The 25410-nt window shown below is 50.4% G+C and carries 13 protein-coding genes and 4 pseudogenes; 4 read left to right on the forward strand and 13 right to left on the reverse strand.

The genetic code is table 11. The features are described 5' to 3' along the window. The first annotated feature begins 529 nt into the window (after positions 1-529). Together FS777_RS08735 and FS777_RS08740 are read left to right on the forward strand one after the other, a co-directional pair. Positions 530-3961: a glycosyltransferase gene (locus tag FS777_RS08735; protein ID WP_145255065.1), complete on the forward strand. Its 3432-nt coding sequence runs from the start codon at positions 530-532 to the stop codon at positions 3959-3961. A gap of 1 nt (position 3962) precedes the next feature. After that, positions 3963-4976, forward strand: coding sequence for a hypothetical protein (locus tag FS777_RS08740; protein ID WP_145255068.1), 1014 nt, complete (start codon positions 3963-3965; stop codon positions 4974-4976). A 514-nt stretch (positions 4977-5490) separates the two neighbouring features. On the opposite strand, the pseudogene FS777_RS21665 reads toward FS777_RS08740, so the two are convergent. Next, a pseudogene (locus FS777_RS21665) lies at positions 5491-5797 on the reverse strand (transposase domain-containing protein); the annotation flags it as partial. Positions 5798-5911: 114 nt separating this feature from the next. Between FS777_RS21665 and FS777_RS08750 the strand changes: the two are divergent. Beyond that, positions 5912-7062, forward strand: a protein-coding gene (locus FS777_RS08750) for an IS3 family transposase (RefSeq protein WP_372239214.1) whose coding sequence is annotated in 2 segments (ribosomal slippage) — positions 5912-6140 and positions 6140-7062 — 1152 coding nt in all. Because the reading frame shifts where the segments join, the coding sequence is not laid out codon by codon here. Positions 7063-7758: 696 nt separating this feature from the next. Further along, the gene (locus FS777_RS08755) at positions 7759-9204 is read left to right on the forward strand and encodes a sialidase family protein (protein ID WP_145255071.1); all 1446 of its coding nucleotides are present in this window, start codon (positions 7759-7761) and stop codon (positions 9202-9204) included. 264 nt (positions 9205-9468) lie between these two features. Here the strand turns inward: FS777_RS08755 and FS777_RS21880 are convergent. The 12 genes and pseudogenes from FS777_RS21880 to FS777_RS08810 all read right to left on the reverse strand — a co-directional run. Then, positions 9469-9807 (reverse strand): annotated as a pseudogene (locus FS777_RS21880) (transposase); the annotation flags it as partial. Positions 9808-9859: 52 nt separating this feature from the next. Then, positions 9860-11377 (reverse strand): annotated as a pseudogene (locus FS777_RS08760) (IS66 family transposase). Between the two features lie 95 nt (positions 11378-11472). Continuing rightward, positions 11473-11673, reverse strand: coding sequence for an IS66 family insertion sequence element accessory protein TnpB (gene tnpB / locus FS777_RS08765; RefSeq protein WP_145255187.1), 201 nt, complete (start codon positions 11671-11673; stop codon positions 11473-11475). 404 nt (positions 11674-12077) lie between these two features. Beyond that, positions 12078-12933: pseudogene (locus tag FS777_RS08770) on the reverse strand (IS5 family transposase). Between the two features lie 338 nt (positions 12934-13271). After that, complete coding sequence (locus FS777_RS08775) at positions 13272-14378, reverse strand: hypothetical protein (RefSeq protein WP_145255074.1); 1107 nt, start codon at positions 14376-14378, stop codon at positions 13272-13274. Between the two features lie 213 nt (positions 14379-14591). After that, positions 14592-15257, reverse strand: a complete 666-nt coding sequence (locus FS777_RS08780) for an HAD family hydrolase (RefSeq protein WP_145255077.1) — start codon at positions 15255-15257, stop codon at positions 14592-14594. Continuing rightward, positions 15254-15949, reverse strand: a complete 696-nt coding sequence (locus FS777_RS08785; protein ID WP_145255080.1) for a cytidylyltransferase domain-containing protein — start codon at positions 15947-15949, stop codon at positions 15254-15256. The genes FS777_RS08780 and FS777_RS08785 overlap by 4 nt, the downstream gene beginning before the upstream one ends. Beyond that, complete coding sequence (locus FS777_RS08790; RefSeq protein ID WP_145255084.1) at positions 15946-17550, reverse strand: aldolase catalytic domain-containing protein; 1605 nt, start codon at positions 17548-17550, stop codon at positions 15946-15948. The genes FS777_RS08785 and FS777_RS08790 overlap by 4 nt, the downstream gene beginning before the upstream one ends. Beyond that, positions 17547-20021 (reverse strand): glycosyltransferase, encoded by a 2475-nt coding sequence (locus FS777_RS08795; protein WP_145255087.1) that lies wholly within the window; start codon positions 20019-20021, stop codon positions 17547-17549. The genes FS777_RS08790 and FS777_RS08795 overlap by 4 nt, the downstream gene beginning before the upstream one ends. After that, entirely contained in the window at positions 20021-22492 is a 2472-nt protein-coding gene (locus FS777_RS08800; protein WP_145255190.1) for a glycosyltransferase family 2 protein, read from the reverse strand. Before FS777_RS08800 ends, FS777_RS08795 begins: the two co-directional genes overlap by 1 nt. A 146-nt stretch (positions 22493-22638) precedes the next feature. Beyond that, positions 22639-24084 carry a DUF4214 domain-containing protein gene (locus FS777_RS08805; protein ID WP_145255089.1) on the reverse strand — a complete coding sequence of 482 codons (1446 nt, stop codon included), beginning with the start codon at positions 24082-24084 and terminating at the stop codon, positions 22639-22641. 17 nt (positions 24085-24101) lie between these two features. Next, positions 24102-24983 (reverse strand): hypothetical protein, encoded by an 882-nt coding sequence (locus tag FS777_RS08810; protein ID WP_145255193.1) that lies wholly within the window; start codon positions 24981-24983, stop codon positions 24102-24104. Between the last annotated feature and the right edge of the window lie 427 nt (positions 24984-25410).

Here is a 25410-nt window from a genome sequence, read left to right on the forward strand (position 1 = left end):
ATTGGACGAAAGGTATTGTCGTAGACAGATGACGCTGAGAAACTTCGCTCCAGCGACCTAAGACGAAGTACTAGCCTCGGATTAGACCACCGTGATGGTGAAAAATACACTGTTGGGTGCGCTTGGTGCACTTACTCGTCGTGAATATGGTTTTGCCCCCGGGCTCACAAGCAAGGTACGTCAAGCCCTAGTGCCTAGATCAAGTATTCGACCTGATCGCTACACGTCCAGGTGCCTCGCGATACCAAGGATATCGTGGCAACTAGGTCGATGGACGGCGGTCAAAGCATCCTGATCTCGGAACCGTCCGATAGCCTCACCCGATACCAAGAGGCTGCTCTGTCGGCTGAGGTCGGTGTAAGATAGTTCCAAATTTTTGCCGGTCATCCTGAGAAGTTAATCAGAAGTGGTGGCGCCTAGGGCGACGATCCTTAAGCAGCGAAAGGTTCAATTTTTCTGCGAAGGTAGTAGGACCACACTCTCGAGTCTCAGTATCTGGCACCCTCGATTAGTCATAGGAAAGTGAGAAATGTCTGTTATGGAAGGCGTGCCAAGTGTGAATGGAAAGCAAGGCGCGCACGCTGAGGGCAGCCCTGAGCCTGCTCTTCAAAAAAAAACTGGCTCAAGGCGTTTCTTGCTGGATGTAACCTACTATCGGCGTCGATACGCTGACCTGGCTTCCCTAACCGATGAGGCGTTGGAGCACCACTGGCATGCTTTTGGTTACCAAGAGGGTCGATATGCCTCCGCTTCCCACGAAGCTGGCGACGCTGAGCTCATCGCTGAGGCAGTGAATGACGACGACAGGGGCTCGGAGGTCAAAGCAGAGTCAGTCGTGGAATTGGATTTCTATCTGACGTTTTACCCTGATCTCAAAGCGGGCGGTGTAAGCAATCAGGCAATAGCGGAGGCTCATTTCCAACGTTTCGGAAAGGCTGAAGGGCGTGTTCCTAGCGTGAGCGCATGGGCTAAAATGCATGGCCTTCCCTTGCAGCTGATCCCGAGCGGCTTTAGCCTCACAGCAGTCATTGAGCGTAGCGCCCTAAGAGGGCTTGAGCTTGAACCTCAGCGCATCATGAACATATTCCTCGGGCAGGAAGTGATCGCTGTAGATCTGGCTGAAACGCCAGATAAAAATCAAGCGGTCTATTTCAAACTGGGCGAGCACTACCTCTCACATCATAAGGTGCAAGAAGGAAGGATCCTTCTGGAAGCAGCATTGAGCATCGCACCTCATGCTGCTGCATCCAACCGGTTGGGCAATAGCTACATGGAAGACGGCCATTTCAGTATTGCTTTGCAATATTTTGAGGCCGCCGCTGAACTTCCGCATCCGCCTATCTGGACTGCGTTCAACCGAGCACATTGTTTAGCCAAGCTTCACCGTTTGGATGAAGCCCTCAGCGTGTTGGCTGAAGGCATTGCTGAAAATCCTAACCACAAACCCCAAGTGGATGAGTTGGACCGCTTGGCAGAGCAGAAGTGGCGGGACGTCCACGCAAAACTCATGGCCCGCGTGGATATGCTCGACCGTAGCCGTCTAATTGACACCGCTTATGCATACGCGGCTAAGATCTACAAGGCCTATCTGCCCGTATATGGCGACATTACGCCGAGTTCCAATGATGGTCTGCCTCGTCTGCCTCCTCTAGGTCATGTCAATACCGACCGGGTACTGATTGTTGGGGATTTCCATATATCGCAATGCGTTCGTTACCGGATAGATCAAAAAGTCGAACAGCTTGAAGCCTTGGGCAAACAGGTGACCGCCGTAAGCTGGACTGAACTGGACAAGAATCAAAATGCACTGGCATTGCACGATGTAGTGATTTTTTACCGCGTGCCTGCAGTCGTTCAGGTCATCAAGGCAATCGCTCAAGTCAATACAACTGGAAAATTGAGCTTATACGAAATTGACGATCTCCTTTTCGCGCCTGAGTATCCGCCATCAATCGACAGCTATGGCGGGTATGTTTCACTCGCAACTCATCGTGAGTTAACGCGTGGGATGTCGTTGTTTAACGCAGCTGCTCGACTTTGCCGTCAGGGCATTGCTTCAACAGAGCCGCTGCGAGTAGAGCTTGCAAAACTGGTTCGAGATAACACATGCTGGCTACATCGAAACGGATTGGATAGGCTCAATAAAATCCGAACGATCGATAAATCATTTAAATCAACCATTGACATATTCTATGGTAGCGGTACTCAGGCACACAATACTGACTTCATCGAGCAGGCGCTGCCTGCGATCGAGCGGGTGCTGAGTGAAACACCGAATGCGCGATTGGTTGTAGTGGGGTACCTACGTTTACCAACTACATTCACTAAGCGCTACGCTGACCAATTCAACCAATTGCCGGCAGTGGATAGCGTACAGGGGTACTGGTCGCTCTTGGAACAGGCTGACATCAATATTGCAGTGCTGCATGATGACACAGTCAATGCTTGCAAGAGTGAGCTAAAATGGTTTGAAGCAGGCTGTTTTGCAATTCCATCAGTCTTGAGCAGTACTGCTAATTACCGCGATGTTGTAAACAACGGCGTTGACGGTTTCTTGGCAAGTACTGAGGATGATTGGTACTCGGCTTTAAAAAAATTGGTTGATGATAAGAGCCTGCGGGACAAGGTGGGGGAAGCCGCTCAAAAACGGGCGACGACGGACTACAGTCTTCAGTCGTTAGGACAAAGCCTGGTTCATGCTTTGGAAAACATCGCGCCGATGCCACAAAAAGCTAAAACTAAGAAGAAGATTGCGCTGGTAAATGTTTTCTTTCCGCCTCAGGCCATCGGTGGCGCAACTCGCGTCGTAGCTGATAATTTCGCTGAATTTAGAAAAAGCTACGCTGATAGCATTGATGTCTGTGTCTTCACTGCAGATGTGGAGTGTAGGCAACCACATCAGATGACGGTGTACACTCACGAGGGGAGTCGAGTATATAGGGCCACGACACTATGGCGTGAACACATGGATTGGCACCCCAAAGATCCTGAGATGTATCGCCTATTCCAGGAGTTTCTCGAACTAGAAAAACCTGATTTGATCCATTTCCACTGCGTTCAGCGCCTCACCTCATCGATTGTAGAAGCGGCAAGAGATTTTAAAATTCCATACGTGGTTACTATTCACGACGCTTGGTGGATATCAGACTTCCAGTTCCTAGTTGACCACAATTCGAAAGTTTACCCTGAAGGGCATCCAGACCCTTACCAAGTCATTGAAATGCCAACAAATATAAAGTTGTCCGATTCGATCGCACGCCGTCGGGATCTGAAAGACTTGCTTCACAGCGCTTCTAGAGTGCTAACCGTGTCGAATGCATTCGCTGAGATCTATCGGAAAAATGGGATCCGTCAAATTGAGGTAGTAGCAAATGGTGTCTCAAGTGACATCAAATGGAGACCGAAAAACACATCGTTTACTCAGCGAGTTGTGTGCGGACATATTGGTGGGATGTCCGAACACAAAGGTTATTATCTGCTTAAAGAGGCGGTGATAAAAAGTCAGCCTTTGAATATAGAGGTTCTGGTGGTCGATCACTCCAAAAGTGAAGAATATGAGCATCATTCAACTTGGGGTAATGTCCCAGTTACTTTTGTTGGTCGCGTACGTCAAGAGGATATTGTTAAACTCTATAGAAAGATCGACGTTTTATTTGCCCCTTCTATGTGGCCGGAGAGTTTTGGGCTAGTAACGCGCGAAGCAGTGGCAAGCGGATGTTGGGTAGTAGCTAGCAGCATGGGTGGTATTAGTGAAGATATCACTGAGAACAAAAATGGCTACATCATTGAGCCCACTCAGGAGGCCTTAGTGCATGCTTTGGAGATCATTAATGACTCTGTAGAGACCCACAAAGCTGCCTCCGTTAGTGATGCTCGGAGAACTTCCGCTGACCAAGCTGCTGAACTGATCGATCTATACATGATGTTGGGCGGCAGCCTAAATGACAGTGGGGGAAAATAATATGAAAGTTTCGGATATTGGAAAGTCATCTGTTACATTCGAATTTGCTGCTTTTGATCAACCTATGCATGGCATCCTGAAACAGGAAGGTCAAAATGTACCTTTCAAATGGATCGATACGGGTAATCCGCAACAGTTGGCGCTTGAGATACATATAAAGGACTTTTCTGTCTATCAACGACTAACGCTGGTGTCTGACAGCGGTACGATTGAGCTCTCAGATGCTTTGACGAGCTACAGACTAGATGTAAATAAGCTGGCAGATGAGTTCTATATAACTGGTGCTATAATTAATGCCGCAACAAGGGGTATGGAAAATAATGAGTTATTTTTCGTGGCCTATAATGCTTTGTCAGTTATGCCAGTAACTAATCACTTCTATGGCGCATTGGTTACATTAATTTCTTATAAGTACCTTGAGGCTCCGGAATTTCGGGATTGGGTGATAAATGTATTGATGGATTCGAAGGTTAGGTTCGATAAGGCAGTAGAATACTGTACTCCTAACATTGCGCGATGGGGTATCTCATCAGCTACAGCTTCTACGCTGGTACTTCTTTTAAATGACCGAATTACCGATGCGGCATGGGTGGTTGATTCAGCATTGAATACATACGACCCCAACCTAAATCAGCTGAGCTACTGGAATTATTGCCAGTGCCTGATCTTGAAAGCTACAATACTCTTTAGGGCAGGGAAAATGAAAGAAGCCGGCTGGAAATATCTAGCCGCTTTTGATTTTTCTCGTAAGGCAATCAACGATATTTTCCACGGTCGGAATGATTGGGTGCTCGGTCAAGTTTCAGATTGTCATGCTTTACTTAACTTAGGCGAGCTCGCGATGAAGTGTGCGGCTAGATGTCTAGGAAAAATTCCCTCTGAGTCAAGATATGCCGATATAAAATATAACGGTAAAATCAGCTTCTTGCCAATTTTTACTAGATTTCAAAGCTCGCGCTCTAAATACAAAAGCACATTTTTTGATTCGGTGGAGAAACAGTTTAATCCCGCGTAGTCTTAAGCTTGACCGATTTCGAGGGAAGTAATATATGGAGAGCCTGCAGCTTATTGTTATGATGCGATTGGCTTCAGGCTCGTGTAAGAATTTAGAATATGATTAAGTTTTTTTGTTTGCGGTGGTTAAGGATAGTAAGTGTCTGATTGAGTTAACCTGCTAAGATGATGCAGTTGTTAATTTGGCATTTCCGAGTTGCAGTTCCAGGCAGCTATGCTTCGTAGTTCGCCACTGATCGCGCTTGCTGCATATCTGCGCCTTGGCGGTGCCGCCTTCAGCCGTATGACTAGATAGCGAGACTTTGGCTCCGACTATAAACGGCCTAGTCCCACGTTATGCCAGGTTCTTGTTGGTCGGGTAATATCCGAACTTCATATGTGTTAAAGCAGGCTTCATTTCTTTGCCAGATGACCTAATCTTTAATCTGCTAAGTATCCGTTATAGCGTCGTATAATTAGGGAATTGTCAGGCGTGCGATCCATAAACCCCACCCAGCTACCAAGGGGTTAACGGTTTACCGAGGCGTCTCCGGCGAGTAATTCCATGGCAGCAGAGCTTCGTAGTTCGCTACGGACGAGGCTTACGGCAACCGTTCCAGACATGGAGCAGCCACATAAAGGGCTCCTGGCCGTTGATCTTTGTGGTCTTGACCAAGCTATAGATCTTCTCGCTGGCTTTGGCCACGTTGGCTATTCCCTGAACAGCCAAGCTTTGCGCGCTATTAAAAACGGCTTGATCACTCTTTCGGCCGCATTGTTGTCGATGGGCAAGTAATCCGCTTGGACTTAGCCCCCCAGCCGGCTCCAGTTGTTCGCCAGGTGTAGTGGCCTACTAACCCCGGACATCTTTTTAGGCGAGTATGCTTGCCATACTGAATCGCCCCTGAGTTCGTAGACACCTCCAAGCCTCATAATGAGGCCCAAATAGGAGGTGCCATGAGTCGTCAGCGTTACCCTGAGGAATTCCAGATCGAAGCGGTCAAGCAAGTGACCGAAAAAGGCAAACCTGTCGCCGATGTCGCCCAGCGCCTGGGCATGCACGTGCACAGCCTTTACGCCTGGATAAAGGTCTACAGCAAGCCCCAAGAGCAGCGTCAGCAAGACGACGATCAGCAGGCCGAATTGCGCAAGCTACGCGCTGAACTCAAGCGCGTGATTGAGGAGTGAGACATCTTAAAAAAGGCCACCGCGTACTTTGCCAAGGAGTGCGGCTGAAGTACGCCTTCATCAAGAAGCACTCGACTGATTACCCGGTGCGGCGTCTTTGCCAAACCCTCAAGGTGCACCCCAGCGGCAACTACGCTTGGCTGGCCGAACCTCAATCTGCCCTAGCAAAAGAAGATCAACGTCTGCTTGGCTTGATCAAGCACGCTTGGCTAGAAAGCGGAGGTGTGTACGGCTACCGCAAAATTCACGATGACCTACGTGAGCTGGGAGATGAATGCGGACGAAATCGAGTCGGGCGCTTGATGCAGGCGGAGGGGCTGCGTTCGCAAACGGGCTATCGCCGTCATCTTGGGTTTTATGGCGGAAAACCAACAGTGGCATCGCCCAACCACCTTGCGCGGCAGTTCAAGGTCAGTGAGCTAAACAAGGTCTGGGTGACAGATATCACTTACATCCGCACCTATGAAGGATGGCTCTATCTGGCGGTAGTGCTGGATCTGTTTTCACGCCAAGTAATTGGTTGGTCAATGAAGCCAAGGATGTGCAGCGACCTGGCTATCGACGCAATGTTGATGGCTGTGTGGCGACGCAAGCCACAGCAGCAAGTGATGATTCACTCAGATCAAGGTAGTCAGTTCAGTAGCTCAGATCGGCAAAGTTTCTTGAAGGCTAACAATGTAATCAGCAGCATGAGTCGGTGGGGAAACTGCCACGACAATGCCGTAGCCGAGAGCTTTTTCCAGCTTTTGAAGCGGGAGCGAATCCGACGAAAGATCTACACAACCCGTGAAGAAGCCCGAAGTGATATTTTCGATTACATCGAAATGTTCTATAACCCTAAACGCCGACACAGCAGTGCTATGCAGCTGTCTCCAATAGAGTGTGAGAAACGCTATTTCCTGAGCTTGGAGAGTGTCTAGGAAACCAGGGACGATTCATAACTCATTTACTCGACTACGCACCCTCGCCGGCTCAACTGCCAAAGATCGTCGTTTGATACCCTGTGTGTAGTAGCACGAACGAGTGACTTAAAACACCTCGCACATCCAATTAATGTGCTTATGTATATCGAGCTGGCGGATCAGCGATTACCCACGAAACCATACGATATCGAGAGCATATTATCCTTTTATTTTCAAGCACTTACGTTAATAGCGCGTACCCGCGCTTCCGAATTTTTGCTGCTCTGGTATGAACGCCTTGCATGCGGCCATGATGGCGGTGCGCTCCTGCTAAAGCGGCGGCCGCACGGCGCTGTGCTGACCCGATCAAACTGAGTGAGCGGGCCGCTTCGGCACGACAGTAACCTTGATTCAGCAGCAAGCAGGTAGCTTTGAGCAAGCACTTTCGGGTGACGGTACCCTTGGTCATAAGACATCTGTCTCTGGCCAGCAATTTGGCCTGAATGGGGAGATGTTTTGTCACACCACTACAGAATTGTTCAACGCATGTAGCTAGGACAGGCTATGATGGAACTAATGATGCTCCTCGGTGCCTCATTAGTATCACGATCGACAATCATCAAGATCTGGGCTTCTCGCTATATCACAGGTTGTTCAGAAACAATTCTGACGAACTGGGTGAAAAATGCACTTTTGTTTCACTGAGGGAAGAAAATGCTAGATTACCTGCCTGTCATTCAAGTATTCAAAGAAATAACTGACTCAGCTAACTTAATCGCTGCTGGTGAGAATGTTGCTAGAATGGAAAGGACATCTACGAGTTGGGTGTTGACAAAATCCACGCCAATCATAGCTGAATCCTCTCGTTTTTTTAGGTGGCCTGCCAACAACAAAATGTTGTCGCAATCGGTCGGTATGGTTTCAGATGTTGAGGCTGGTGAGTACTCTGCCAAATCTAATTCCTATGCCCCCAATGAGTTAGTTTGGAATGCGTCTGCTAAAGGCGAAGTCTCGCCTGCCTCAGTAGTTTTTAACAGGCCACCTAAACATCCTTATGTTGATTCTGCAGCCCGCATTGAGCGAAATTTGCATGATCCCTTTTACAGTCTTCCTAACCGCAAATATCAGGCCACACCTACGATTGCTAGAACTGGGCCTAGCAGGTATTGGGCAGCTTGGAGGGCTGATAACGTTAATCCTGCTGAGGGACCAGGAAACTTTGCTGTTTTGGCGTATTCCGATGACGGGGCCAATAGTGTGAATGAGTACGGATATGTTACATACTCACCAAGTCAGCCAGGTAATCAGATCATCGATCCAATGCTTTGGACAGATCCCCAAGGTCGTTTATGGCTTTTCTACGGGGTATCTGGTGATAATAAGCTTTATGATGGTGTAGGTGGCGCCTGGGCTATTATTTGCGACGATCCCAATTCGGATTCTCCTAAATGGAGTGAACCGTTTCGCTTGTCTTATTATGGAGATCCTCGCCGTCCGGTCGCGATTGGAGACAGATGGTATATAACTTTAGATGGTTGGCGCTTTTCTGCAGCTTACCCGCCTTTTTATGATGAACACGTTGGGCCACATGTTTACGAGCTAGATTGGAATGCTAAGAAGATCAAACACATTTCGCAGCTCCCACCCAACAATAATGGACAATACAGTGGTTTTTTCGAGACTGAGTTAGTGGAGCGCTCAGACGGTAGTGTTTTAGCTTTGCTGAGATCAACTAGTGAAAAATCAAACATGCAGTATTCTGTCAGCAGAGATAGAATGAAATCTTGGACGCCGTGGGAAGACTATAAAGTCACAGTCCCTAGCTCATCTTCAAGAGCCTGGCTAGGTCGGACCCCTTCAGGATTGCTTTTGCTTTGCTGGAATAATGATCATATGAGAGGGAGCCTAACCATCGGAATTTCAGAGGACGATGGAAATACTTATCGTTACAAGAAAATCATCGAGCCTGATAGTTCTATCCAGGCGTCATATCCAGTAGTAACATTCGGCGATGATGGTGAGATACTCGTAATCTACGATAATGGAAGAGACTCGCAAAGACAAATTCGTCTATCGCGTTTTTTTGAGAAGGATATCACAAGCCATAATGCTGGGGTGTCTGTAAAAGTTCTAAGCGATCCATTAAATATGGATAAATAGATAGGCAGCCTGTTCGAGATGTGTACAAAACATATGCCGCAAGCGCCGCATGGAACTTGCTAACAAGACCATGGCGGCGTACCTTTTTTGCGAGCTTGTGGAAGTGTGATACGATTTAGCGGCTCTGTTTCAGCCAGCCAAACATGTGCTCGATAGTGTTGCGTTGTTGGTACTCGTGCCTAAAGATTCAGGATACACTAGGCTTAAGCATGTGTTTCATCGTACGCGACCCATAAACCCCAGCTGCCCACCATTAGCATAATATTAACGTGACATCTCTGGCGAGCAGTTCCATGGCAGCAAGGCATCAAAGTTCGCAATGGGTGAGAAGTTTGATAATCGTTCTTGTAAGTTGCGCCTCCAGGTATAAAGTTCTTGCCATTGATCTTAGTGATCTCGACCAAGCTGTAGATTATTCGCGCTGGCAATAGCGTCTTTAGCGGTATTGCAGAAGAGCTAAGCCGTGCGTCCGATCACAAATGGGTTAGTCGCTAGTTCCGCAACAATTTTGTCGATCGGCAAATAACCCGCTTCGACATTGCGCCCCTGCCGACTCCAGTTCGTCGCCAGATAATGCACTGTCTTGCCTAATGCACTTTGCGGCTTCGCCGTAAGCGCTCCATGAACTTCACCTAACCAACGATGGGCAGCGCATCTAGCTGTGTGTTTGAAGTGTACAATTCCATGGAAGTTGCGCTTCGTAGTCTTCCACTGAGCACGCCTGCGGTAGAAGTCCCAGTGCGTGTCGCAGCCACGTATAGGGTTCTTGGCTGCTTCTACCTAGCTCCAAAGTTGTGCCCTGGCAGGGGCACCTGTGGGCGTGACACTGAACAAAAATTTCTTACTCCCGATAACAAACGGGGCGAATCGCACGCTTGGCCGCTTTGTTGTTCATCGGCAAGTAGCCCTGCTCGACGTAGCGTTCCTATTTGCTCCAGTTGTAAGCCAAGTAACCGATGGCCTTGGCCACGACATTCTGCGTCGCGACCTGAGGTTGCGTTTTCTTTACCCAGTTTTCAGCTAAGTCAGCAATGACAGGCTACGCTCCAAGCGGTCAACCTTACCTCCTTCGTCGTCACTATCCTTCAAGTAGCGCTCGACGCCACATAGCTTATTGATCAGGTTCAATGCGATCTCAGCGCGCCCTGTATTGCCCTTGGGCTGTACAGGATGCGCTTCGACGAAATTGCGGCGCGCTTGCGTCCAGCAGCACAATCGCTCCAGTCCGTCCTGTGCAGCCAGCGAGTTGAAGCCGGCGTCGTCGTCGGTGATGACATAGCCGCGATAGCCGTCCAGCAGGCGCACCTTAACCTCCTGCGCTCGGCTGGTGGCGTAGTCGAAAAGGATCACTGTCCGATTAGGTGGACCGCCGGTTTGTAACCTCATCCTGGATTGGCTGCTGGGCTCACGCCCCGACGCTTTCAACACCTGCACAGGTATTTCATCGTAGTGGATGATCCAACTGCCCACAGGCTTTCGCGCATCAGATTCAGCAGCGGCTGAAAGAGTTCGCTGCATTGAATCACCCAGCGTGTCGGGGTTTGGCACCGGAGATCGATACCGTCACGCCCCAGCACTTTTTCGAAGAGAGGTGAAGCGGCAAAGAGTCTACTTATTTGGTGGTCAGCAGCATGGCCAGAATCCTCGGGCTGGCCATGCTTTTCTCGATCATCTGGGCGGGCTTGTCCGCCGTTACGTGCGCTGACTCGCGGTCGCGGCAGCCGTATACCTTTCGAAGATGTATGATGACGCTAAGCTGCATCGGGACGATTTCAAGCTATTCGCTGACTTCTTCACCGATGGCATGTTCACGGTAGCCACAAGCGCCCGTCAGTTCATGCTCGAGCAGTTCGTAGACAACTTAGATATGTGGCAAACCAGCTGGCAGCGGCTTGCGCTTACCACGGCGTCTGGCTGGCGCAACGACTTCTTCGTCGTCAGCCTCATCCAGGGACTCGGCTAGGCTTTCCGCTTCGTCTAAGAGTGGCAAATGTGGTATCGACGCATCGCCAGTCTGCTAGGTGTTGCGCCCGAACCAGCGCTGGCGCAACAGCGCAACTTCCTCGTCGAAACGAACGATCTTGCCCTTGTCAGAGGCGTGCTCGTTGATTATCTGCTTAAGTAGTTGCTTGAGCAAAACAGTATTGTCATTAATATTTTCGAGTATGCAAATCGTGCCGCGGATTATACCGAGTCAGGCGACGTATCGAGGCGTCAAAACCTGATGCGGTCGGTTGCGTCAGAGCTCGAAGCCATCAAGTAGCCAGTTCAGTTCCTTAACGGTCTGGACAATGGCGACGTCATTCGGATCGGGTGAAGTTTCAAGCGTTTGGGCCAGAGGCAGAACCCGTTGCGCTCCCAATACAGGATCTTCACGCGGTTGCGCGGCTTGTTGAAGAAGACGAAAAGTACTGGGTCGAACATCGCCACATTTATATCGAGTTCGACCAGCGCCGCTAGGCCATCAATCGATTTTCGAAAGTCGACAGGCTTAGGGCAGAGGTGCGCTTTTTCGAATTTTGGCGTTGGGTCGCATCATGTTCGGCGAACTACAGCAAGCAATCGGGGCACAGCATCGGGGATCAGGTAAGCGCTTTGAATGTGTGGTTGCTGGAGCGCTTATGCCGCATCAATCTGGGATATACCGCCAAACAGCAATCCAGCAGAGCACCCAGAGCATGCCGTCTAGCATCAGGCGCTCGCTCAGACGCGGTCGGCCTCGGCCACGGGTTTCGATGGTATAAACAGCTTATATTTTGTCCATAATCTGCTGAGATCTGCGCCGCAAATAAGAATTTTTTTGGAGTTATTTAGGGTGGACTGATTATTTGTTTGATGAGTTCGCGCAATTTTGAAAATATCAAGTGTGTTGTTTAGGCTCTGTACGAAAAGAGATGTCGCAAACACCGCATGGAACAAGCCAGTGAGACCATGGCGGCATAGCTTTTCGCGAGCTTGTCGAAGCGTGTCACGATGCGGCGATTCTCTTTCAGCCAGCCAAACATGCGTTCGATGATGTTGCGCTGTCGGTATCTGGGCCGATCAAACAGTCTGGGTAGGCCAAGCTTGGGTTTGCGCTTCATTAAGCGCATCGGGATGACGGGTTGCATTAGGTACTGGTCGCAGTAACGGCGCAGCGCTTCGGCGTCGTAGCCCTTATCGGCGAGTAACCATTTACAGCGCACACGCGGGCGACCACGTTGGCTCGATGGAACGCTGACGTCGTCCAGCAGTGGTTGGGCGTAGCTGATGTCACTGGCTTGACCGCCAGAGAGAAGGAAGCGCAACGGTGTCCTGTTGGCGTCGCAGAGCATGTGGATTTTGGTTGTCAGGCCACCGCGACTGCGGCCTAGAGCGTGATCGGCGGGTTTGTTAGGCCCCCTTTTTTCCGAGCGCCGGATGAGGCTCGGGTTGCATGTACTGCGGTTGAGTCGATCATCAGGTCTGAAGATCGATCAAGCCTTGCTCATTCAATCTCAGGTGTAACCGCTTGAGCATCTCATCGAACGTCCCTTGGTTTCGCCAGCCGCGAAACCGTTGATACTCCGTTGACCATGGGCCGAAGCGCTCCGGCATGTCTCGCCACGCAGCGCCCGAGCAGAGTACCCAGAGCAAGCCATCGAGCATCAGGCGGTCGCTCAGGCGTGGCCGTCCTCGGCCATGAGTTTCGATGAGGAGATCAGAGACCACATACCAGGCCTCGTCCGAGAGTTCGTAACGCTTTGCCATCACAGAATTCCTTTCCGTAGATGGCCGGGAACCCTACAGAATTTCAGCTTCCGAAGGGCGCCTATTGGGTTTCTCGGGATTTCGTACAGAGCCTAGTTCGATAATCGTTGTTGACTGATGTTTGGCTATGTGATTGTGTGAGTTATATTATTGAGGGTGCGTCGGGATGATTATAAAAAGTTTACTTTGCTTATTGTCCGAAAAGAGTGATATTGAAACCCATTCACTCCAAACTTGAAGGGATAGGTAGTGAATGGCGATTAATCACTCAGATCACCTAGAGCTATTGCCACGGCATTAATTTCGCAGCCGGAAAAATGTCATTGATCAAATGGGTTTTAGGTGCTGGGGTGCATCGTCGTGCCATTAGTCAATATTGATCGTATCTTAAGATATGGGCTGAACTCTAGAGTTCCTTCCTTGCTGATTAACGTCATTGCTACATAGAGGACTTGAAGGAGTCCAACAATATTGTAAATGTCGCCGACAATTTCTTCGTCCTCTACGCCGTGGGCTAGCATGAATGACAGTGAAGGCTTTTGCTGATTGCAGGATGTGTAGAACAACGTTGACTTATCCTTTTTTATGATAAGTATTTTGTTGCTGTAGGGTGCTTTGTCAAAGAAGGTGAGTGAGGCTTCATGAGGTTTAGAGTCCGTCTCATTAGCAAAGTAAATCAAATTCTTATGATATTTATGCGATGAAAAAAGGGCTTCATCGGCTTCTCTAATTTGAAAGCCGCCAATATTTCTAGTGTCGAGGATGCCGCGTTTAGTATAGTCCTTGATGAGTCTGAATGTATTGGTGGTTCCAGATATTATGTAGCTATCGTTTTTGAAGTTATCAAACATTGATGATATGTTTCTTTTCGCTAGTCGAGCTGAATCTAGAGCGTCAGATGGTCGTACACGTCTAAAAATTTGGTTAAGGAAATAATAGCCATACGTTGAAGGGTGGTTGCTGCTATCTATAAACAAGAAATCAAGATCTTGATCGATTACCTCGGAAAGTTTTACGCTTTTATCAAATTTAGATTCAAGCTCTGAAAGGTTCCATATCGGATGGCAGTAGGCGCCTTCTTGTATATATTTCTTATCTGCCAGATTTTTATACTCTCTGATCAGCAGACACCAGAAAACCAGTCTGACATCCATCCGGTTTAGCTGTTCTAAGCTATCAATAGATCTTTCATACATAAGCTGATCTGTTTCGTGATTGATGTTTTGCTTATTCACAACAAAAGCGTCGCGCTCATTGAGTGTTTCGTGGTATGCGTTCCCGAATCGGAAGTCACCGACCATAATGAAGTCGCTTAAAGATCTCGTGTTTTGAGTAATAATGTCATGCCAGATGGGCAAGCCGCCAATTCCAAGAAACTCAGCATCGACTCCGAAATATTCTTTAAGTCTTTTCCATCGCACTACGTGTGAAGGGCCGATTATCATTTTGATCTAGTAGCTCCTATGGTTTTGGAATTTATATCGAGTGGCCAATTTTTTTAGTTTTTAGGTTGCTCGATAAGGATCTTGTGTTGCTTGCTTATAATTAGTGCTAATTATCAAAGTAGTTTTATCTTTGCTAGGCAACGAAGTCTACTTCGTTGCCCTCTGTACAACTTGCACTTGACCCATTTGCGTTTAGGTCGATAGAATGTGTGCCTAGCTGATTAGCTCAGAAAGATTGTTTAGCGCTATAATTTTTTTTGTTGCGCACCAATTTCTCCAGTCGTTCACTTCGGTCCAGTCGCTAACAAATACAAAGTCAATATTAGCTTCGTTTGCAACCATGTAGTCATATTTGCTATCGCCGATGAAAAGTGCGGGCGGTGCTATATTCCCTCGTGACTGCTCGCGCGACAGTATTATCTCTTTGCTGTCAGGGCTGCCAAAAATGCCGCCGTCAAATAAACCGTCAAGCTCGCGGCGTGCAAAAATTTCTCGAAGCTCGCTTTGATCACCGCCAGATACAACGAGCCAACGTGCGTGCGGTGTTTTCTGGCGCAACTCTGAGAGTCCACTTGCAACTTCGCAGTTAAGTAAGCCACTTATCACGTGTTCTGAGTAGCTATGCAGTAGATGCTCCAGTGTTAACCCATGTATGTGTTCTGTGACGATATGTTCGAGGAAATAGTTGAATTTTTTATATCTAGAGATTCCACCATTGTTCTTGTGGTGCTCTGCAAGAGTTAAAGCTGCTTTCTTGCCGTAGGGAAGGGCAGTCTTGAAGAATGCCTCTGTTTTGACTTCGTTTGAATTAAGCAATACTCCGTCACAGTCAAATATGAGAGTTTTATACTGAGATGTCGCGAGTTTGTAAGTTTTCACAAGCTGACCAGGCCTTTTTCAAGAAGACACTCTGCAATAATGAAGTCATCGGGCCAATCGATGTCGTGGCTAACGAGTTTCCCTAAAGAGTGGAGGTAAGGGTTTACGCCAATACGGTCGTTTAAATTTCGGTAGATATCAGTATGAGCCAAAAACGCACCGCTGTTTACTTCGTGTACAGGGGGCAGCGTTTGCGTTCGTGGCCATTTTTCAACGTTTCTATCATAATTCATAGCCGCTCCATTTTTCCAAAGAAACCCGTGTATTACATTCGTCGTCATCAACGAGTCGTAACCTTGGGTTATTTTTTCATTATGAAGCTTAACGATTTGGTCATAGTGTTGTGCGCTGATGAATGGTGAGGTTACGTGAGTCCAAAGAATGTTGCCTTCACTGATCAGATCTAATGCATGTGCAACTAATTGATCGGTGCTGGTTTGGCTTGATGAAAGGTCCTCTCGTCGCTTATAGAGCTTTAGCTTGTTAGTCCGCAGAGACGAAGCGTATTCCAGAATGGCGTCATCATTAGTGCTAAGCACTATCTCATCAATCGCGCTTGTATTTATTAACTGCTGAAGTTTAATTTCGATCAAACCAAACTTATGGTGACCAAATGGCCTGATATTTTTGTCAGGTACGCGTTCGCTACCTTTGCGGCAGGGCAGGAAGCATGTAGTTCTTTCAAATCTCATTTCAGTGGCCCATAAATGCTTTGGCAGTCGATATCGTACCGAGTAGGCGTCAAGCAAAGAAGTGGCGTGCTTGACCGCGTATCCTGATATTGTCTCAATAGTTTATTAGTGTCCGCATTACGTGGGTCTTCCCCAGGATAGCCGTCGAAACCAGCCATAAGAACCCGTTTAGCCTTACCAGAGCTCGCGGCAGCCATGGCATAAGCAACCACAAGTGAGGTCGGTATAGTGCAGTAAGTAGTTTCAAACGTAAAGTTATCAGGCTGAACATTCAAGCCGAAATCAAGCACGTTTTTGTTGGCCAGTGCGCCTTGAACGTCTTTCGGCAGCATTGAGTAGGGTGTGATTAGAGGTTGTGGGAGATCAATATGCGCATCGCAGTCCGCTAACAGACGGACAGGGTGACATGCGACTCGGACATCAATTAATTCAGCAGCGATGGCGCTTTGAGTGTTGAGCGCCATCACGACAGGGTTATGCTGTCTAATGAAGTGTTCCAGCGCTTGCCTATGTGCTGCCACGCCCGGACCTGTGCCAAGCAGTAGCACGTCTCTGTCCGCGAATAAATCTGCCGGTGCCCACTGACCGGTAGGAGCACCACTGTAAAAGTGACGAGCAGCATCCAGGGTGTGTACGCTGAACTTTTTACCGCCTTCATTACGCAGATAGTCGATAACCGCAAGGATGTCTTCCTCGCCAAAGCGCGAGTCACCTAGCATCTCCTGAATGTAAGTGGGGTGAATGCCGTACTTGCCTGCTAGATAGTAGTAAGGATTAGTGCCCCAACCATACTTAACCTGCATGGGCCTGAAATGCTCGCGTAAGAGCGTCATCAAAGGGATGAGGTTGGCTGGTTTACCAGTCTGGGCAGCTATTTCAATCGCAAGCTCTTCAGTGCGAGCATTGCCTGGGCCGCGGCCCATCCCTGTCACAGTAGAGTCTACCCACGTAACGCCTTCCTTCATCGCGCGCAGTGTATTCGAAAGCGCCAAGCCTAGGTTGTCATGGGTATGGATACCCAGCGCTCCCTGCCACTCACTGCGCAACCACTGAATGATCTGAGCTGCTTCGTCAGGTGACATACTGCCCATACTGTCCGCGAAATACAGCACGTCCAATGGGTAGTTGTTTGCGATTTTTGCCAAGGCTTTGATTTCGGTCTCCGAGCAATTTGCGATCTGCATAAGATTGAAACCGACATCATAGCCCTGTTCCTTCAGCCAGTTAGCTGCAGGCAAGGCTTCGGCAAACTCATGTACGTGACATGCTATGCGAACCAGATCTACGGGCGACTTACTTGCCGGGTTAGGGAAGAGTAACTCTAACGCCCGCTGCCCACCATTGGCTCCGACCAATTCACTGCCGTTCACCATGACGCCAATAGTCATGGATCCGGGCAGTTCGAGTGTTTGCAGAAACGCATCAGTGGTGTAAGCGCAAGCACCACTAAATGTGCTGTTTTTCAGCGAACGCAGACCCAGTTCAATCGTTTGAATACCCGCAGCGTGCATAGCGGTGATGTATTGTGCTATCAGCGCTTCTGAGAAGTTCCAGTTGTTGTAGTAACCACCATCTCGTAGTGTGCAATCCAGATGCTTCATGTTGACATGTCCTTTAGAGTATCAATGATATGGGTGGTGCTTCGGAAGGATTCCAGTGAGCAGGTTCCGCCCTGATGGATGCCGGCTGGCAGCCGTCTTGGTACCATGAAATCGGGTGTTGGAGGTAATGACAAGCCTCCGTATGGGCCTGTCAGATAATCTAAGCTTAAGGCTGGATGGTAGTAGGGGTCATCGTAGTGAGTAGACCACCGCTCCGTGAACCGTTGCTGTTCTCGCTGAGCACGCGCCATCTTTTCTGGCGACACATCTTTTCCTCGACTGGCCGATTCAGCGTGAATCAGTTGCGCGAAGGGCGTCCAAACGTTATGCATGCCCAGCTCTTGAATACGCAAGCACAAATCCACGTCATTGAAAGCGACAGGAAACGCCACATCATCCAGGCCCTGGACAGCGTCGAATACCGCCTTGCGGAGCACTAGGCATGCGGCGGTCACTGCACTTTGGCGCTTAGTTATCTGATTCGTACCCAAATACCCGGCGTCTTGCTGTGTCAAGGCATTACCAGTGTGAGCAGCCAAGCCATTCACACCTACGACCACGCCACCATGCTGGACCATTCGGTTCGGCCAGAGCAGTTTGGCTCCCACTGCCCCAATCCCTGGGCGTAAGGCGTGTGACACCATTTCTTTAAGCCAGCCGCTGTCAATAATTTCGATGTCATTATTGACAAGTCCAATCAATTCCCCGGTTGCGAAGCTTGCAGCCCTATTATTGATCGTGGAATAGTTGAACGGGTAAGGGTGGGCGATGATCCTTACACCGCGTTGCTCTATTTCAGCGAAGTAGGCCAGCGTGCGTGGATCAGCGGACTGATTGTCGACAACGATGATTTCAAGGTCCGGATAATCCGTATGATTCAGTAAGCCTTCGATGCAAGCATGCAGCAACTCATATTGGTCACGGGTAGGAATAATTAAGCTGACACGCGGTAGTTGTTTGGGAAGTGGCCAGTGCGCCCTAAGCAGTGCTGGATAATCGGGTAGGGCACTTACCTTAGCACCCGGCGCCAAGCGCTGACATAACCATGCAATGGCATCAAACCGCTCCTGCGAAAATGGGGCATGTTCAGGGCTTGTGACCGAGGTGCTGGCACGGTGGTAGAGGACGCGTGGCAGATGCGTTACAGAGCCTCCATCAAGCTCAGTCGCTAACACAATGGCTGCTAGCAATTGATCTCTGTTGACGGCCGGCTGCTTATGGTTTGGATCAAGCAGAGCTATTGCTTTACGAACGACACTCGCGGTAAATATTGCCCCGTCGGAGAAAATGTCTGCGCCAATGAACAGGTCAATATCCCATACAGGCTTAAACCACGGGTTACTGCGTTGGCCTTGGGTGGCATCTTGGTCACAGTCAGCATAAGCCCATGCGCAGCCATTTTTAAGCGCACTGGTCAATTGGCTTATAGCAGATGTCGCCAGCCTGTCGCCCGCGCTGATCAGAATAATGCTGTCGCAGTTTTTCGTCAGCAACTGATCAACTGCTGGCAAAAGAGTCGTTCGGTTGGCTTTCGCCAAATGACCTACAAAGTCGGCCTCGTGACACAGGCTTTCTAGAGTGATTTGCTCTGACGCTGCCCCCCCTTCACCAATCAACAATATCCCAACGTTGGTGCCATGAGCGTCTAGATCCACGGGATCACACGTTTGAAACGCGTCAAACCATTGAGGGTAATGATGCCAACCTGCACTCTTCGGCATTCGAGATGATTGTTCTTTAGCTAGCGCCTTGGCGAGCGCGAGTAGTGCTGTTTCGGAAGTTGAGTCGAGTCGATGCAGCAGACCTTCCAGACCCTCTGGATGACACCGCAGTCTGATGGGACTTCCGGAGAGGGGCTGCCCTAGATCGTCGGTCACGTCGATGACATGCAGTCGTCCATCAGCCATATCCCATGGCAAATCGACTGTAAAACCGTGATCGCTTGTTGCCCGATAGGCTAGCGCTTGATGATGGGCATTGCAGGTAACCTGCGCGATAAGTTTATTGCCCTCACGAAGTGTTACCTGAACATGGCGATGAGGTGCTTGAGGGTCCCACGACCAACCGCCGATTCGTAACCCACCGGTATGCCATACCTGAGAGGCTACTGCTGCGACATTCTGGCTAGGAGGCGAAGGTAATACCAAGCCACCCTCAAGCTTGAAATCTGTGTTGGCAATGTTTGCGGTGATCGCTACGGCTTTGTCAATCCATCGTTTACGCAGCTGGACCGTGAATCCATGAAACTGATCGCCGTATGGCGCGTCTGGCTCATATTGGTCTGCTTTGACAAGCGCCACGCTGGCACCATCAATCAGTATTTCGACGACAGGCCGTTGCTCTGGATGGTTGACATTCATTGCCCACCCCTGCAACACATCGCCGTACAGTCCGGTTATAGAGCCACGAAAAGAGTAGATTGCTAGAGGTTCTAGGTCCGTTGGCCGCTCGTCGAGGAGGTTGTGTGTCATCAGAGTGGGCTCAGTGAAAATGGTAGTAGGGCTAGATGGTTCGCCCCTGCTTCAATCCCCGCAGAATGAGGATTGCTATACAACGGCAAATCAAATTTTTTGGCAAGTGCTGCGGCCGGCCAGGCCGCCCCAGGGGAGTCGGCCAAGCTGACCACCGCATCACATCCGATCGCTGCGGCAATTTCGCTTGCGTCAAAACCACTGATGACCGGGATAGGTTGAACGGCGCCGGTGTCTAGCAGCGTTTTCAACCATGGCGAATCTTCAGTGATCAAAAGAACAATGGGTAACTGCTCGCGCATGATGTGTCTGCCAGCCTCGATCCACTTCTGGATGTTTTTAGGGTCGTTTAAGGCATCGCCAATCAATAAACCCTTTGGCTCAGTGATCGTGACTGCTGTACGATTCAGCCTCGGCTCAACCACCGAATTGGTGTTAGGGAACGCCTCGGTCAACGCTCTCTGCCAGGATTGCCAAGGTAAGATCACTTTTTCTGCTTGGCTGTAGAAGTCCCGCCAATTGTAAGCAGGGTCTTGGCCTTGCCAATGTCCGTCACTTTGAACAATCGTGTAGGGAGCGCTAAGCAGTTTCGCTATTTCGCACACACTGGGTGGAGTTAGAGAGTTACGCTCAAACACTAAGTCTTTAATGGGAAGTGTCGCCAGACAATCTACAAGCTTTGGGAGTTCTTTGGGCAAGATGTAATCAAGCTCCAAAGCCAGTGATGAAATTGGAGCATGCACCGTAACCCAGGTCCGGTGGCCGTCGCGGTGCCAAACCAGCGCGAAGTCGGACTTAGGGCCTGTGCCATCATGAACCAGCAATGTGTAGCTGTGTTCTTTAGGCCATCGCGAACACTTATATTGGTCTTTGATATTTGCGAAACACGCAAGGCGAGCACGTTGCAGTGCGTCACGAGCAGGTTTGATCGGGTCGCGTAAGCAGAATGCCTTGTACCGATCAGAGGCATCTGGGTAACGGCGGCGCAAGATGGCATTGTTTTGTGCTACGCGAATGATTTTCTCAGCTCCAAACGACAGCCCGCCTTGATGCGCAACAAAGACGTTCGGGGCGCCCATATGTCTCCATCCCAAGTCGCGCGCGCGCAAACACCAGTCCGTTTCCTCACCATAACCGCGGGACAGGTGAGTTTCGTCTAGATAACCTACCTGACCGAGCGCTTCGCGCTTTATGTACAGGCAAAAGCCGCAGCCCGTCTCGATCTCTACAGGGCTGGTGTCTACTTCTTTAGCAAGGTCATCCAGCTCTGCCTGTTCGGCGGCCGTGGGCATTGGATGACTAAGCTGACTGCGTGGGAAGCTCATCAACTCGCCGTTGTTGGTGAACGGGGTAACAGAAGCGATATCTTCGGCGCTGTATGCCACCTTGCGTAGCCGATCGAGCCAGCTGCCATGTACCCGTGTATCTGCATTCAACCACACGACATCTTTGTCGGGACTCAGCGCCATGGCCCGGTTCATAGTGCGGATGAACCCCATATTTACGCTGTTTCTCACCAGCGTAATTTTTCGCTTACTCGCCAGCAACGCCAGCGCTTTTGCCAACCCAGGAAGAGGAGTGGCATCTTCTACGACTACCAATCGATGCGGTGTGCGATTATGCTTGCGCGCTTTGATGGCGCTGTCGATACATTCCAGTGTTTCGTGAAGGCCGTTATAAACCGGTATCAAGATATCGACCGGCTGTTCGCGGTGATTCATTATGGGATGCAGCGGCGGAACAAAAGACGGCATCGCAATCACTGGACTACCCAGTAACTGTGTTGCGTTGGCAAACCGTACATGCACGGCATCCGTTCCGTGAGGCACTCGTATACGCAACCCGCCGTGTATGGCCGATACACCTGCAGCTTTGAGCAAGGGGTGGGGTATGTTGGCAACAGCTTCAACTTTTTTGTCGCCGGCTTCTATCTTTAATACAACCGGTTCTTGCAAGTTGCGCAGATCAACCGCCCAGCCTTGAATCTCCCCTAAATCTTCAAGGTAGTGCACCACACCTACTGTGCTGGGCACTTCGAGCTGGTCTGCGAGCAATCTAAGCACTTGCGCCAATTCTTTAGGTGCTGTGATCTGTGGCAATTGCGTGAGAATCATGCTGTGCAGAGTGTCAGCGGGCTCTGACTCGCCACGCGCCTGCCAAAGAAGCATCTTTAGGGTGGTGTCCGTCGGCAGTCTCTGCCATGCGAGGGTCAAAAATCGAGTGGCTAGATCACTACGTCCCTGGGCTAGAAGAGCGCGTCCAGCAAGTGCTTGTACATCGGCCCGATCAGGCAATAGTTGCGCTGCATTGGCGAGAAATAAAAAGGCCAGCTTGGGATCGTTCGACAGCGCCGATATTCCTTTCCATAACAAAGCCTCTGGCCTGTGCTCAGTTACCTGCAGGGCCTGATTGAGCACGCGGTCGGTGCGCTCGGATTCACCGGCCTGGCGATGGCGATGAAAAATGTCCATGAGCGTCTCTCGCTCATGGTCGAGTTGTCTGGACATAAGCTTGGCTTGGCTGAAAATGTAAAAAAGAGGGGCGGCTCTAGAGCCGCCCCTTTTTGACATACGCCCGGCCTTGCGGCCGGGTGTATGTTTCGCTACGACAGGGCTAATTACACCTGGCCGTGCAGTACAACGACGTTGTCGATGTGTGCAGCAGCTTCTGGCGAACCAACGATGCCCAAGGCAACGTCTGCTTGCGAAGCACCAGCTTCCAGCTGAGCAGCCCAGGCAGCTTTACCAGCGTCGTCGGCGTCGCGGCCCAGTGCGGACTGGTACAGCGAGTCGATGAAGTCACCGTTAGCTTTATTAGCAGCTTCTTCCGAACCTACGATGCCTTTGGCAACATCGGCGCGGCTGGTGCCGTTGAACAGCTGGGATACCCAGGCGTCCAGGCCGGCTTCGTCGGCGTCGCGGCCCAGGGCAGCGGTGTACAGGTCACGTACGAAGTCGCCGTTCGACTGGTCACGGTCTTGTGCTTCTTCCGAAACAGCGATCGCGCCAGCGACGTCAGCCAGAGTGCCACCGTTGGCCAGCAGAGCTGCCCAAGCGTCAGCGCCGCCCTGGTCTGCATCGCGACCCAGCAGGGTGTTGTACAGGTCGTTGATGTCAGCGGCATTGTTGGCGCCAGCGAACTCTTGCGAGTTCAGGAAGGCGTTGGCAATGTCGGTCAGCGAAGTGCCGTTGTTGACAGCTTCAACGAACGACTTGGCGCCGTTCACGTCGGCGTCGCGACCCAGGATGCCTTCGTACATGCGCAGGGCAAGGGCTTCGGCATCGTTGTGCGCCAGGGCGATGGATTGCTCTGCGCCGTCAGCGTCAACGAACTTCAGGAACTCAGCGTCTTTGATCGCGGCAGTTTGGTTGCCGGTCAGGTTGACGTTGAAGTTGTTGCCAACGGTCAGTTCGTAGTCATCACGAGTACCGTCCAGCTGTACCACGTCGTAGCCAGCACCGGCGTTGACGATGTCAGCGTGGTCGCTGCCGCTCAGGATGATGGTGTCATCGCCCGAACCGGTGGTGACGTTGTTGTTGCCGTTGCCAGCGATTACAACGTTGTTGCCGTTGCCGGTCACGATGGTGTCGTTGCCGTCACCGCCGTCGATCAGGGTGTTCTGGTCGCCTTTAACGGTGATTACGTCGTCGCCGTTACCGGTAGCAACTACCAGTTGGATACCCGAGGTATCAACAGCAGGGGCTACGGCAGCTGCCAGAGTTTGTACGTCGCCAGCCGCGGCAGCTTGACCTTGCAGGTCAACAACCAGGTTAGCGTCGCTCTGCAGCACGTAAGCGCTTACGCCAGCGGCTTCGGCAGCAGCCAGGTCGACAACAACTTGGTCGCCTTGCTCGCCTTCGACTTCGCCAATAACGATGTCAGCTTGGCCGGAAGTTGGCAGCTGAACGGCGTTGCCTTCGATGCCAGCGATGTTGACGTCTTCGATTTTGTCCAGGTTCAGCAGGCTGTTGATGGCAGCGATGGTGGAATCGGACAGGTTGGCGCTATCGGCGTTCAGGGTGTCTTGCAGAGCGCTGCTCGACTGAGGGCTATCGTATTGCATGATGTATTCCTGTTACTTCAGGCCATGTGGCCCGCTGCAATAGTATTCTGCTGTGACGCAGAGTTTTCCCACGGAGACTTAAGGCGGGCAGCGTTCATCTTCGTTACGGGTGTTAGGGCGAGGTGCAAGGCCACCAACGGCTCGTTGCCGGTGGGGCCGTGCATCATCTGATTCGCGACCAGGCGTTGTGGTTCCGTATTTTTGAAAACAACAAGGCCGGTTAATTCGTAATGCTTGCGCAATGGGCCTACCAGGCTGAAACCAACACAAATCAGCGGCAGCCCTTGGCCACGGGCACCGACTGTGGTGCCTGTCGAGACATTGCGGCATGGGCCGGAGCCTGCCACCGTGCACGTGTAAAGCAGGTCAACACCGACAGGCTTCTCGGCCCAGTCGATGGCGAAAGAATCGATAAATTCATCGGCGCCCGGTTCGCCAACCCAGCCTTCACCCGACACGACTTCACCGCTTTGGCTCATATGAGCGGTAAGGGTTATCGGCAGCGGCTTGGTGCTGGCGGCGATGGCTTGCGAAGGGTCGGTGCTTGCTACTACTGCGAAGGTGCGCATGATGGCGGGGGAGGTGTCGATGCGATCGATGCGCAAATCCACAGGCTCGATTACTTCGTCGAACATGTGGTACTCGGTGATCAGAACGGTGGTGACACCGCCTTTGACCCTGGCGACGATAGTATCGCCAAGCTTGGTCAGCATGTTTTTGCTGACGCCCTCGGCGGGGAAGAAATCGATGGAGCCTTTACCTAGCGGCGCTTGTTGCAGCGCGATGCATACAGGCTTGTCTGCCGGAGGCTGGGAGGCAAATCTGAAGATATACATACCCGGTTCGAGCAGGGTGACCCGGGAGCTGATTTTCAGGCCGTCCAGGGTTTGCGAAGGCATAGACATGGCGTTGTTAAGCTCCTTTTAAGCAATAACACTGGTAGCTAACGTGCTCAAACCCGTGCATACACTGAACTGCCATTGAAGGCTCCTTGCGAGTGGCGAAGATGCCGCTGGAGGGGGAAGATGTCAACCAGGAAAGCTAAAAAAAAATTCATATCAGTGGGGAACTTAGCTATAAGGGCAGCGATATTTCTACGTTTTTTTTTGATAACCGAGTATCAGCGTAGGATGATGAGCATGCAGGTAAATTCCTTTAAAATCATGATTTTGTGGTTATAAGGTCTGGTTTAAGCTCAATCTGATGGTTTTATGGCGCATGGGTTACGTCCGAATGGCAGCGACTTCCGTTGGTCACTGAGACCGCCAAAGCACGTGTCTGTTTCCGCCACAGATCAAACATTTCATGAAATTCTGCTCTTCGTCG

Source organism: Pseudomonas sp. DE0157 (assembly GCF_007678615.1).
Classification (GTDB): domain Bacteria; phylum Pseudomonadota; class Gammaproteobacteria; order Pseudomonadales; family Pseudomonadaceae; genus Aquipseudomonas; species Aquipseudomonas parafulva_B.

Coding starts and splice junctions, on each gene's coding strand:
- FS777_RS08755 (WP_145255071.1), top strand. CDS start 7,759: ATGCTAGATTACCTGCCTGTCATTCAAGTATTCAAAGAAATAACTGAC.
- FS777_RS08775 (WP_145255074.1), bottom strand. CDS start 14,378: ATGATAATCGGCCCTTCACACGTAGTGCGATGGAAAAGACTTAAAGAA.
- FS777_RS08790 (WP_145255084.1), bottom strand. CDS start 17,550: ATGAAGCATCTGGATTGCACACTACGAGATGGTGGTTACTACAACAAC.
- FS777_RS08805 (WP_145255089.1), bottom strand. CDS start 24,084: ATGCAATACGATAGCCCTCAGTCGAGCAGCGCTCTGCAAGACACCCTG.
- FS777_RS08735 (WP_145255065.1), top strand. CDS start 530: ATGTCTGTTATGGAAGGCGTGCCAAGTGTGAATGGAAAGCAAGGCGCG.
- FS777_RS08785 (WP_145255080.1), bottom strand. CDS start 15,949: ATGAGATTTGAAAGAACTACATGCTTCCTGCCCTGCCGCAAAGGTAGC.
- FS777_RS08800 (WP_145255190.1), bottom strand. CDS start 22,492: ATGGACATTTTTCATCGCCATCGCCAGGCCGGTGAATCCGAGCGCACC.
- FS777_RS08795 (WP_145255087.1), bottom strand. CDS start 20,021: ATGACACACAACCTCCTCGACGAGCGGCCAACGGACCTAGAACCTCTA.
- FS777_RS08740 (WP_145255068.1), top strand. CDS start 3,963: ATGAAAGTTTCGGATATTGGAAAGTCATCTGTTACATTCGAATTTGCT.
- FS777_RS08810 (WP_145255193.1), bottom strand. CDS start 24,983: ATGCCTTCGCAAACCCTGGACGGCCTGAAAATCAGCTCCCGGGTCACC.